Source organism: Phocaeicola sp., from assembly GCF_048170425.1.
Taxonomy (GTDB): domain Bacteria; phylum Bacteroidota; class Bacteroidia; order Bacteroidales; family Bacteroidaceae; genus Phocaeicola.
The window spans coordinates 1-12,859 of sequence record NZ_DBEXBB010000085.1; the positions used below are offsets into that span (position 1 = coordinate 1).

The window sequence follows — 12,859 nt, forward strand, 5'->3', positions numbered from 1 at the left end:
TGGATTACAGACAAAGCTGACGGATGTACTTCCCGGGACGGGGGCTCCCGCCCCTTGCCACACGGTGCTCCCCGAGCGGTGAGTTTTTTTGTCATACAAAGTTTGGTGTAAACCTTTTTAGGTGTAACTTTGTAACAGTGACAACCTTATCAGGTTTTAATACGAAAAGGTGTAAACCTATATATGATTTTAATTATTAACCTGTCAACTAAATTCAGTACACTTCAAACGTCTTTGCGTTCGCGAAAAAACGCTTTGACGTTTGATTTAAAACGTACTTGTGTTTGATTTAAAACGTAAGTGCGTTTCAGATAAAATGTCCTTGTGTTTGGATTGGAACGCAAGTGCGTTTTTTTAGGGCTTGATTTAAGGCAAGAAAAACGGCTCGAATTACCTTATTTAACGGGATGATTTTCTTTCGTTTCGTGACTTTAGTGTACTTTTGCACACTTATTAGATTTTAAGGATAACGAAAGGAAATTATGGCACAGTCGAGAGAGATGACATCAGGGCCGAGTCTGCCGCTGATTCTGAATTTTACTTTTCCATTGTTACTGGGCAACCTGCTCCAGCAGACGTATTCGTTGGTGGATGCGGCTATTGTCGGAAAGTTCTTGGGTATCAATGCGCTGGCTTCTGTGGGTGCAAGTACGTCGGTCGTCTTTTTGATTTTAGGATTCTGCAACGGGTGTTGCGGAGGTTTCGGCATTCCGGTGGCACAGAAGTTCGGGGCACGCGATTATGTGACGATGCGGCGCTATGTGTCGGTCAGCCTGAAGCTGGCGGCGGTGATGTCGGTCGCTGTGGCCATTGTCACGAGTCTGCTTTGCGGATTTATCCTGCGTTCCATGCGCACACCGGAGAATATCTTTGAAGGGGCCTACCTCTATCTGCTGATAACCTTTATCGGGGTGCCGTGTACGTTCTTCTATAATTTGTTGTCCAGTATCATCCGGGCGCTGGGCGACAGCAAGACACCGTTCTGGTTCCTGCTTTTCTCTACCTTGCTGAACATTGTACTCGATTTGTTTTGCATCCTTACGCTGGGATGGGGAGTGGCAGGAGCTGCCATTGCGACGGTCTTTTCGCAGGGGTTGTCGGCCTTGCTGTGTTACATCTATATGTACCGCAAGTTTGACATTCTGAAAACCGAGCCTGCTGACCGTCGTTTCCGTGGCGACCTGGCCCGTCAGTTGCTGTACATCGGGGTACCGATGGGATTGCAGTTTTCTATTACGGCCATCGGCAGCATCATGCTGCAAAGCGCGAACAATGCGTTGGGTACGGCCTGTGTAGCAGCCTTTACGGCGGCCATGCGTATCAAGATGTTTGTGATGTGTCCGCTGGATAGCCTGGGAATGGCCATGGCGACGTATTCCGGACAAAATTACGGGGCCGGAAAGCCGGACCGCATCTGGATGGGCATCAAATCGGCCACGCTGATGATGACTGTTTATGTCATAGCGATTGGCGCCCTGATGTGGGGACTGGCCGAGAAGTTTGCCCTGCTTTTCATCTCGCCGGATGAGACGGAGATTATCGACGATACGGCCTTGTTTCTTCATGTCAATACTTCCTTCTTCTTTTTGCTGGGTATGCTCAGTATTCTTCGTTATTCCATTCAGGGAGCAGGCTATACACGGCTGGCCATGTTCTCCGGTGTATCGGAAATGGTGGCCCGTGTGCTGGTCAGCTTGATTGCGGTTCCGTTGTGGGGATTCTGGGGCGTGTGCTTCGGCGACCCGACGGCCTGGCTGTTTGCCAACCTGTTCCTGGTTCCGGCGTTTATCTATGTATACCGTCGCTTACAGCAGATTGTGGTGAAAGAAGGACGATTGGTGCCTAATTCCTGACAGGCAGCCGCTTCCAGAGGAAAGGTGGTATCAGGCGCCAGAGGGCGACCAGTACGCGATAGCGCCAGTCAATCACGACAATGCGTTTCTTTTTCTCCAGGGCACGCACGATGTGGCGGGCCACCTTTTCCGTATGCATCAGCATGGGATAGTGTTTGCCGTCGTTCAGCAGTCCGGTAGCTACGAATCCCGGACGGATGTCTGTAAACCGGATGGGAAGTTTCTGGATGTGAGCCAGTTGTTCCAGTGCATCGATGTAGGTGTTCTGGAAACGCTTGGTGGCAGAGTAGGCCGGAGCAGCTCCCAGTCCTTTGGTTCCCGCAATGGAACTGATGACCGCCAGGTGTCCTCTTTTCTGTTGGGCAAAGTAGCGGAAAGCGGTTGTCACCATGCGCACAAATCCGGTGCCGTTGGTCTCCAGCGTGCGCAGCTCGATTTCCGGTACCAGCAGGTAGTTCTGGTGCCCGATGCCCGAGCAGTGCAGGTAGAGGTCCATGCCTCCCATTTCTTCAATCAGTTCCTGCAGGCGGTCGGTCGCATCCACCTGACAGATGTCGATGGCCCGGATGTGGATACGCTCCGGAGCCAGTTGTTGCAGTTCTTTCAGGTTCTCTTCACGCCGGCCTGCCAGTCCGAGTATCCATCCCTTCTGGAGCAGTTGCAAGGCCGTTTCTTTTCCGATGCCGGAAGTAGCCCCTACGATGAGGGCACGCTGTATAGGTTTCTTATTCATCAGTTGGTACGTATTTCATAAAGGAATTCCTGCGAAAGAGGAACTCCTTCGGTGGGTTCACAATGGATTTTTCCGAAAAGAGGCATCTGCGGCTGGAGCGGCTTCAGCTCTGCCGACAGGTGGTTGCAGAATGCCGTGTAGGAATGGTTGTGCATGCAGGGTCCCGCATCGTCACGGTACACCAGTACGTAATGGTTCAGGGGACGGGCATGTACCAATTGGTTGATTTGTAAAGCCAGGTCGAGTGCCTCCCGCGGAGCGATGCGGTCGAACAGGCTGGAGAGATTGAAAATCACCAGTTCGGTCAGTACTGCATGGGCTTGCCAGAAGGCAGTAGGAACGGTACTCAGGCGGGGATACCAGCTTGCCTGCATGTGCTTGTAGGCTGGTGAACGGAAAAAGGCTTCGGCCGTTTCTCCCATTTCCTGCATGGGATAGATACCCGTGTAGGTCAGGTCCAGATGGGGAAGAGAACGGCACACATCGGCAAAAGCCAGTCCCGAGGCTCCAGCTTCACACGAAAGGTCGCAGAACACCACGCGCCCTGATACCTTACGGATGAGGTCGTGTAGCCAGTTGCCGCTTCCGGTAAAGAGAGCCTGGGCAGCGGCATATTGTTTCCGCATGTACAAATAGTTGTAGACCTGGCAGAAGGCAGATGGGGACATCTCTTCGGGCAGGGTGCGGAAGTCACTCCGGCCGTAGGCCGTGGCTTCACGGTAGTAGGCTTCGTTTTCTTCCAGATGTGCCGGTGGGGTTATCCACTCCGAGAATACCTGCTTGAAATGCGCCGGCAGGGAATAGGTACCGTCTGCCACTTCCCAGTTCTTCCGGTACGAAGGCAGGGTAAAATCTCCCCGGCAGAACGAGTGGGCATCCGTCTCCAGGTATCCGTTGTGCAGGCGGATGTACTCCATCAGCTTGTAGAAGGTGATGTTGGCCCCGAGGACGTGCGGGTTACCCGTCAGCAGCAGTTGCTTGCGGGCGCGTGTCAGTGCCACATTCAGCTTGCGGTCAATCAGGAAATTGCCTTCCTGAAACGTATTGGCCGTAAGGAAGTTGAGCTGGCTGAAATTCTGTATGGTAAACGAATAGATGATAATGTCGCGCTGGCTGCCCTGGTAGCGTTCCACCGTGTCGATGGAGATGTCCTGCAAGGCAGGTAGCTGGAGGCGCGCAATCTCTTTTCGTATCATGGCAATCTGGTTGCGGTAGGGCACGATGACACCTACCGTCCGGTTCGGGTCGAAATGGGATTCCGTCAGACGGTAAATATGGCCTAACAGAGTGGCTACAATCCGGGCTTCGTTCGGGTTGGTCTTGTCCGAGCAGGTCAGGTGGTCCGGAGCCTCCGCGGGAATGAACACCATTCTGCGTTCCAGCAGCAACTGGTCGATGGGGTCCTGCGGAGTCAGGCCGACTTCGTAAGGCGTTTCTTCCAACTGATGAGGAAGAGGCACGCTCTCCAGTTGCTCCCGGTAGTAGAACGTCTGGTTCGGAAACTCGGCGATGGCCGGATGCATACGTCCTTGCTTGTGAAGGATGCTGCGGCAGGTGTCTGGGCTCGATTTGTAAAGGCGTTCGAACAGCGAGTTGCGGCAATCTTCCAGCCCGATGTTCCGCAGCAGGAGATCGGTCACGGCAGCTTCTTCCGCACTTTGCTGGGCAATGGCCGGCAACTGTTTGTAGTCGCCCACCAGTACGAACTTGTCGATGGCATTATGCTGCTGATGGCGGGCAGACAGGATGCCTATCAGGTCGGGCTCCAGAATCTGTGAGGCCTCGTCGATGATGGCCAGCTGGAAATGTTTCAGCGTGAACAGGTTGAGACGGTTGTTGATGGCGGTGGTGGTACCCACGAAGATACGTGTGCGTGCCATCTTCTGCTGGATGTCGGTCAGCTTGGGACAGTCATCCAGGCTGTATTTCAGCAGGTAAGGCACGAAACGCTTGTCGCACGACAGTTCGTTGCCGATACGGATGAACGGGGTACGGTCGGCAATGCCGGAGTCCGTGAGCATGGCACAGATTTCATCCACCGCCCGGTTGGTGTACGACAACAGCAGGATGGAGGTGTCCGGCTCACTCAAGGCTTCTTCCACCATGAAACGCAGGGCACACGAGGTCTTTCCGGTGCCCGGAGGACCCACCAGCAGAAAATAGTCCTTGGCCTGTTTCTCTTTCAGAATGAGTTCGTTGAAGCGTCCGTAATCGCCGTTCAGTTTGACGTCTTCCAGTTGTGCAGGCGGACGTACGCCGAGCAGCAGTTCTTTCCGGTCGGCCTGTGCGGACAGAAAAGCATACAGTCCGCGGAATCCGTTGTTGGCGGAAGTATCCGAGAAATCGTGTTCCACGGCAAATACCTCTTCCTTGCCGCCGATAATGTCTTTATTTTGCTGTCCGTTGCGCAGTACTAAGGTCATGCGGTCCGGCTGCAACTCCAGAATGTTTCCCTTCATGAGAATCTGCTTTCTCATGTCCGGTTCTTCCTTATACGCATAGAGAATCACCATGTCGCCCGTACGGAAGTTGGGCAGGAAGTCTTCATCCTGTGCCGGAATGTGCAGTTCGATAAGGTCGTATCCTTTGCCGGGGCCGCTGCTTTGCTTCTCCTGGATGGTCAGTCCGGTCAGGATATTGCCCGCCTCCAGTTTCTCGTGCAGTGGGATATGCCAGTTGCCGGCAAATCCGTGAGACGCATCGTTGCTTCCTCCGGTCTTGCTGAGAATCTGTTCCTTTGATACGAACGTGAAAAAGCGGTTGAAGTAAGCCCGCTCCAGCGGCGTACAGCGTTTCAGGGTATTGATGGCCGTCTGCAGTTGCGGTTCCTGGTAGTCGTTCCACAGCTTTCCGCCAATCTGCAATTCGTTCAGCAAATCGGTGCTCAGTGAGTCTACAATTTCTCCGATGGCTCCGTCGCCCAGTCGCATCTCGTTGTGTACGATGTAATTGCGGAGCTTGATGCTCTCTCGGAACAAGTTTTCGGCAAAGTGTTCTATCAGCAGTCCGTCAGCATACTTGGAATAGAGCAGGAAGGTCTGCATGTGGGCGGTTTCCTGTCCAAAATTGTACATTAGTACGCCTTGGTAGAGCATCATCTGAATGAAATGATCTTCCTTATGGCGGCGATGGTATTCGTCGCGCTTTCCGGCCTTCTGTTCGATGAGTACCTGGAAGTCTTTCTGCATCATGTCCACACGTCCCTGCAATCCTAATTTCTCACAAATGAAGGAGGCTTCGAGCAGGGTATTCTTCTTGTTGAAGTTCCGTATGTTATGAGGCAGCACGTCGTGGACAAACGAGCGGATGTTCATCATCTGTGCCTGTGCCTGTGCGTGAAAATCGGCCGGAAGCGAGCAGGTGCAGAAATCGAGGGCCGAAGCGGCAAAGAATTTCTTGATGGTGTGGGGGTAATTCACCGGCTCCTGCGGCTGCTCGTTGATGTAGTCGTCGAGAAACTGGCTGGCCAGGTTACCCATCAGGATGGGGGCGGTATTGGCTCTCGGCTTGATTTTGTTCATGAAATAGTTGAGCGGGTGGTGCCCGTACTCCCGAAAGCAGGCGGCCAGCGAACTGATGTCAATCAGGTAGTCGGGGTGAATCACAATGAGGTTGGGAATGTAGTGATTCTCCTCATCCACGCGCACATCGAGCAAGTTCAGCGGAAGATTTTCTGAAAGCAGGTCTTTCAGGTAGAGCAGGTCGCCGTCATACCCACCTTTGGCATAGTTGATGATGATGAATGGGGCGGTTTCGCTGTCGGTCGCTGCAAAAATCTGTGTGTCGTTCCAACTAGTCACCGAAGCCCGTACGTACGGGATGTGCGACAGACGTGTACCCTGATACGGTCGGTTGGAGTGGGGAATTTCCGGGAGGATGGAAGCCGGAATGTCTTCTTCAAAGCCCAAAGACACAAAACGCACCAGTGCCCGCAGGTCGTAAAGGTATTCCTGCATGTCGGCCTGAAAACGGTCGCCCATGGCTGCGTTACAGTTGCGGCGCATGGTCTGGATGGCATAGCGGTCGGAGGGAGTCATTTTCTTTTCCTTGCAGATGTAATCCAGACGGGAAAACAGGTTGGCGAACGAGAGCGTGACACCAGTGGTCAGTTCATAACAAGCCTGCTCCAGCACTTTGTGGAGCAGGATATATTTAGCTTGTAAGTTGTCGGGGGCAGCCGTCGGCTGATGATGAATCCGTTCGATGCGGTTGAACAAATCGAAGGATTGAAGTTCGATACGAGGCATGTGCAAAAAAGTGTCGGAAGAAGGTTAGGGCAGCTTGGTCAGGTGATAGATGCAATAAGCCTTACTGAGTCCGCTGAATTCTCCTTTGTATTGTGCAGTCACATCTTCTTTAATCAAGTTGACAGTAGTCGTTTCTTCTTGTCCGGTTGTAGTTTGAGCGGAAGATGCTTCGTCCTCGAACAACATGAATGTGTAGGTTTTTTTGGTACTTCCTGCCATTTCAGCTTCGATTTGCTGATAAGGTTCGCCGGTATCTTCCGCATATTTCAAGGTACGTTCAAAAATACCGATTTGATAATTCCCTGTGTTGTTAGGGAAGATTTTCAGGTCGCCGTAAGTCAGGGAAGCATCGGAATAAGTGAACAGCAGACGTCCGCCGGGCTGTACCGGTGCATCTTCGGTGATTCGTGCAATCAGTTCGGCTTCTTCCCCTTTGGTCAATTCGTCTCCTTCTACAGTGGCACTGATACTGTCTACCCGGTAATTGCTTTGCGGGTTGTTGACAGAGATAGACAGGGTGTAACTGTTGCCTGAGCGGTCGGCAATGAGGGTAGTCGTTTCTCCTATGCTGACAGGAATAAATGTCAGGGTATCACCATCGTAACGGTAGTCCACGATTTCTTCGTTCCCATTCTTGATGGTATAATTCCCTTCTCCTCCTCGAATCAAGAATTTTTCGCCTTTATTGAACAGGCTGATTTCCAGTTTGCCGTCGGTGATTTGCTGATGGTCTGTGACACTGACCAGGTAAATAGGTCCATGATCATCCTTGCATGCCATAAAGGAAAGGATGACTACAATCAGAAGTATTCCATGAAAAAAATGTGTTCGTTTCATAAGTCGTATATTTGAATTGTTGCTTCAAATATACGACTTTTTTTGAATTTGTGCGGGGTATGGGGTAAAAACAAGGTCAATCAGCTTTTTCTGTCAGGGTATAGTCTCCGGCTTTTTCATCAATCAGCTGTTGCAGTTCTGCAAGTGCAGGTACTTTCCCTTGGAAGGTAATGACGGCTTCTGGCGGAGTGAGTGTGACTTTAGCGGAGACACCTTCCCACATGTTCAGCACTTTCTCTACGCGGGTGCGGCAGTGATCGCACATCATTCCCTCTATCAGGTAGGTCTTCCGGACTTCGGAAGCGGAGGAAGCAGTGATTTCCGGCTGTGGAATAGCTGTTTCCACTGCGGGTGCGGTGATTCCTTCGGTGGGTTTCACTTCCTCCTGTACGGTCACTGTGGTGTGTGCGAATTTCTTCCGTTTCAGTCGCAGACTGTTGCTTACCACGCTGACACTGCTCATGGCCATGGCGGCTCCGGCTATCATCGGATTCAACAGGAAGCCGTTGATGGGGTACAGAATACCGGCGGCTACCGGGATACCTGTCAGGTTGTAGATGAAAGCCCAGAAAAGGTTCTCGCGGATGGTGCGTACGGTGGCCTGAGAAAGGCGGATGGCATCGGTAATCTTGTTCAGGTCGGACGAAATGAGTGTCATTTTAGCCACGTCCATGGCGATGTCGCTTCCTTTTCCCATGGCAATGCTGAGGTCGGCTTGAGCCAGTGCCGCACTGTCATTGATGCCGTCGCCCACCATGGCTACGATTTTGCCTTTCTTTTGCAAGTCCTTGATGAACTGGGCCTTCTGCTGCGGAAGCACTTCGGCCTGAAAGTGGGTGATGCCGCATTGTTCTGCAATCCTTTGGGCAGTTTCCGAATTGTCGCCGGTCAGCATATAAGTTGAGATACCCATCTCCTGTAATTGTCTGACGGCCTCTCTGGAGGTCGGCTTGATGCGGTCGGCAATGGCTACCAGTCCTAATGCCCGCTGTGAATCGGCCAGCCAGATGACGGTCTTGGCTTCATGGCTCAACCGGGCAGCTTCTTCCGTCAGGGCGGGGGACACGGTAAGATGGTGAGTCTCCAGCAGTCGGCGGTTGCCGGCATAATAATAGGCACCGTTGATTTTGCCTCGTACCCCTAATCCTGTCAGACTTTCAAATTCTTCCATGAGAAGTATCTGGCGGGTCTGATGCTGCACGATAGCTTGTGCCAGAGGATGCTCGGAAGCGCTTTCCAGGGTAAAGAGCACATCGCCTAACGGAGATTGAAGAAGCGGGTCGGAGATGTCGGTCACCGTGGGGCGTCCTTCGGTCAGCGTGCCGGTCTTATCGAGTACGATGGCGTTCACCTTACGGGCTGTTTCCAGACTTTCCGCATCTTTAATCAGGATACCGTTTTCGGCACCCTTCCCGATACCGACCATGATAGCTGTCGGCGTGGCTAATCCTAATGCACAGGGGCAGGCAATGATGGTGACGGTGACTGCGGCCAGCAAGCCGTGGGTGAATCCGTTGGCATTGTCCAGCCATATCCAGACTAAAAACGAAAGAACGGCAATGCTCAGGATGGTAGGCACGAAGATAGCCGCAATGCGGTCTACTAATTGCTGTACGGGGGCCTTGCTGCCTTGTGCATTTTGCACCATGCGGATGATATGGGCCAGAACGGTTTCGCTGCCTACTTTGTCGGCGATGAAGCTGAAACTTCCTTTCTGGTTGATTGTGCCGGCATATACTTTGGCACCGGGAGTCTTTTCGGTAGGAAGCGGTTCACCGGTGAGCATGCTCTCGTCCACATAGGAACAGCCTTCATATACGGTTCCGTCCACGGCAATGCGGCTGCCCGGTTTGACAACCAGTCGTTGCCCCTGCTGCACTTGTTCCACGGGAATTTCTTTCAGCTGTCCTTCCGGAGTGAGTATGGTGACCGTGGCCGGCTGTAGTCCCATCAGTTTTTTGATGGCTTCCGACGTATTTCCTTTGGCTTTTTCTTCCAGTAACCGTCCGAGCAGGATAAAGGAGATGATGACACTGGCAGCCTCAAAGTACACGTGAGGGTGAATGCCTCTACTTAACCAAAATTCCGGCCAGAACAGGTTGAACAGGCTGAATGTATAGGCAATACCAGTACTCACGGCTACCAGCGTGTCCATGTTGGAGGTGCGGTGCTTCAACTGTTTCCAGGCGTTGCGGTAAAAATCTCTTCCCAACCAGAATACTACGGGAGTGGAAAGAGTCCACATCAGGTAATTGGCATAAGTCCAGTTCATGAAGCACATGCCGATAATGGCTATGGGTACGGAAAGCATTAGCGAAAAGAAAGTACGCTGTTTCAGTTGACGGTACTTCCGGCTATGTGCATCTTCTGCTATTTTCTCTTTTGGGGCATTCGTTTCAATGACTAGGTCGTATCCGGCATTCTGAATGGCACCTTTTAATGTTTCGGGTGTACATTCTTGCGGGTTATATTCCACAGTGGCCGTAGCGGCTGCATAGTTCACCTGAGCATGGTATACACCCGGTTGACGGTTCAGCGTCTTTTCCACCCGTGTGGCGCAGGCAGCACAGCTCATATCCAATACCGGAAAGGTTTGTATCGTTTTAGGAGTATCCATAAGTTTTTTATTTTAAAATTGGTCAAAATTACAACATTCTTGGTTGAAATAGGAAACTTCCGTTTCATATTTATGCTTCAGGGAGATATTTCTTGTGAGGAATTCGTTATTTTTGCGTAAAAATAAAATACAACTATTATGTCGCATTTAGCTCCTCTTATCAGTGATCTGGCTTTGATATTGATTAGTGCCGGAATAATGACATTGCTATTTAAGAAATTGAAGCAGCCTCTGGTGTTAGGTTATATTGTTGCAGGTTTTGTCTGTAGTCCTCATTTTACGTTTACTCCTTCGGTGGTAGATGCAGATAATATTCAGACCTGGTCGGAAATTGGGGTTATCTTCCTCTTGTTTGCGCTTGGACTGGAGTTCAGTTTTAAGAAACTGATGAAGGTGGGAGGTTCGGCGGTGATATCGGCCTGCACGATTATTTTCTGTATGATACTGGTCGGTGTGTTTGTGGGCTGGATGTTTGGCTGGAAACAGATGGACTGCATTTATTTAGGAGGAATGCTGGCCATGTCTTCCACTACCATTATTTATAAGGCTTTTGATGATTTGGGGCTTCGCCAACAACGTTTTGCTGGGTTGGTGCTGAGTATCTTGATTCTGGAGGATATTCTGGCCATTGTGCTGATGGTGATGCTTTCTACCATGGCTGTAAGCAAGAATTTTGAGGGAAGTGAGATGATTTACAGCATCGGAAAATTGGTGTTCTTCCTGATTCTCTGGTTTGTGGTAGGTATTTATCTGATTCCGCTTTTCTTAAAGAAGGCACGCAAACTGATGAGTGACGAAACGTTGCTGATTGTGTCGCTGGCCTTGTGTTTCGGGATGGTGGTGCTGGCGGCCCGTGTGGGTTTCTCTCCAGCCTTTGGTGCATTTATCATGGGCTCCATTTTGGCGGAAACGGTGGAATCGGAACACATTGACAAACTGGTGGCTCCGGTGAAAGATTTGTTTGGAGCTATTTTCTTCGTGTCTGTCGGGATGATGGTAGACCCGAACATGATTGTGGAATACATCTGGCCGATTCTGGCGATTGTGGTAGCCATATTGCTGGGGCAGGCCATCTTCGGGACAGGAGGTGTGTTGCTGTCTGGCCAGCCGTTGAAAATTGCCATGCAGTGTGGATTCAGTCTGACACAGATTGGGGAATTTGCCTTTATCATTGCGTCATTGGGTGTGAGTCTGAATGTGACAAGCTCTTTCTTGTATCCGATTGTAGTAGCCGTATCCGTGATAACCACCTTTCTGACGCCATATATGATTCGTTTATCTGCTCCCGCTTATGGATGGGTGGATTGTCATCTTCCGATTTTCTGGCGACAGTTGCTGGAACGTTATTCGGTGGGAGGGCAGCCTGTGAACCATCAGAACAACTGGAAAAAGCTGTTGAGTTCTATCGTGCGTATCACGTTGATTTATCTGGTGCTTTCTATTGCAATGGTGGTCTTGTCCTTCAATCTTTTCCTTCCTCTCTTGGTTTCCACCCTGGGAGATTTTTGGGGAAAAGTGCTGGGGGCTGTGGTCACTATCTTATTGATTTCTCCTTTCCTCCGTGCCATGATAATGAAGAAAAATCATTCTATCGAGTTTAAGGCACTTTGGGCAGACAACCGTTTCAATCATGCGCCTCTGATTTCAATTGTATTGCTTCGCATAGTGCTGGCTGTCCTTTTTGTGGTCTACATCATCAAGCACCTGTTCCAGGCTTCTGCTGCACTGATGGTAGGTATTGCCATTCTGGTAGTCTTACTGATAATGATCTCTCGTTTCTTGAAAAAGCAGTCAATTGGCATGGAACGGGTGTTCGTACAGAATCTTCGTTCCAAGGAAATCAAGAAAGCGTATTTAGGTGAAAGCCAACCGGAATATGCTGGACGATTGCTCGACCGGGATTTGCACTTGTCGGATTTTGTAGTTCCGGCCGATTCGTTGTGGGGAGGCAAAACACTGATGGAACTTGATTTTGGAAAGAAATACGGGGTGCATGTGGCATCTATCATACGAGGTTCGCATCGTATTAATATTCCAGGCGGAGGTAACCGTATTTTCCCGAATGATAAGTTGCAGGTTATCGGAACCGACGAGCAGTTGTCTGTTTTCTCCGGACAGTTGGAAAAGGTGGCCGAAGGTTATAAGGATGAGGATTTTGAGAACCGCGAGATGTATTTGAAGCAGTTTGTCATTGCACGGAACTCACCGTTTTGCGGACGTACGATTCGTGAAAGTGGTATCCGCAACAAATACCATTGTCTGGTGGTAGGAATTGAGTCTGCTGACGATAGTGATCTGCGGCAGCCGGAAGTTTCTTTTGAATTACAGAAGGGCGATGTGGTATGGATAGTAGGAGAGGAAAAGAATTTGAATGCGTTGTTTGAGGCTTCCGAGGCAACAGCCAAAGCGGAATAAAAAAGCTGGACTTGCCTAGGGATATTCAGTAAATGTCCCTAAAAGTAAGATGGCATATAAAGTCGATAGAGTATAATCACTTTATATGCCATTATTATTGCCCTTTTTCTGTGTTTTTTCATATAGTCCTATCTGTTGGACATGACGTTCCGGAAGA

General features: G+C 50.6%; 6 protein-coding genes. 2 read left to right on the forward strand and 4 right to left on the reverse strand.

What is annotated here, in order from left to right; all coding sequences use genetic code 11:
- The first annotated feature begins 482 nt into the window (after positions 1–482).
- A complete protein-coding gene (locus tag ACMJ0U_RS03525) occupies positions 483–1,853 on the forward strand; it encodes an MATE family efflux transporter (RefSeq protein WP_417128215.1) in 1,371 nt (456 codons plus the stop codon).
- Here the strand turns inward: ACMJ0U_RS03525 and ACMJ0U_RS03530 are convergent.
- The 4 genes from ACMJ0U_RS03530 to ACMJ0U_RS03545 all read right to left on the reverse strand — a co-directional run bounded on the left by ACMJ0U_RS03530 (position 1,843) and on the right by ACMJ0U_RS03545 (position 10,287).
- Positions 1,843–2,571 carry an SDR family NAD(P)-dependent oxidoreductase gene (locus ACMJ0U_RS03530; RefSeq protein WP_417128223.1) on the reverse strand — a complete coding sequence of 243 codons (729 nt, stop codon included), beginning with the start codon at positions 2,569–2,571 and terminating at the stop codon, positions 1,843–1,845. The genes ACMJ0U_RS03525 and ACMJ0U_RS03530 overlap by 11 nt on opposite strands.
- 14 nt (positions 2,572–2,585) lie before the next feature.
- A complete protein-coding gene (locus ACMJ0U_RS03535; RefSeq protein ID WP_417128216.1) occupies positions 2,586–6,833 on the reverse strand; it encodes a DEAD/DEAH box helicase in 4,248 nt (1,415 codons plus the stop codon).
- Positions 6,834–6,857: 24 nt separating this feature from the next.
- Entirely contained in the window at positions 6,858–7,670 is an 813-nt protein-coding gene (locus tag ACMJ0U_RS03540) for a hypothetical protein (RefSeq protein WP_417128218.1), read from the reverse strand.
- A gap of 76 nt (positions 7,671–7,746) precedes the next feature.
- Entirely contained in the window at positions 7,747–10,287 is a 2,541-nt protein-coding gene (locus ACMJ0U_RS03545) for a heavy metal translocating P-type ATPase (protein ID WP_417128219.1), read from the reverse strand.
- Between the two features lie 138 nt (positions 10,288–10,425).
- On the opposite strand from ACMJ0U_RS03545, the gene ACMJ0U_RS03550 reads away from it, so the two are divergent.
- The gene (locus ACMJ0U_RS03550; RefSeq protein ID WP_417128221.1) at positions 10,426–12,702 is read left to right on the forward strand and encodes a cation:proton antiporter; all 2,277 of its coding nucleotides are present in this window, start codon (positions 10,426–10,428) and stop codon (positions 12,700–12,702) included.
- Positions 12,703–12,859 lie beyond the last annotated feature (157 nt).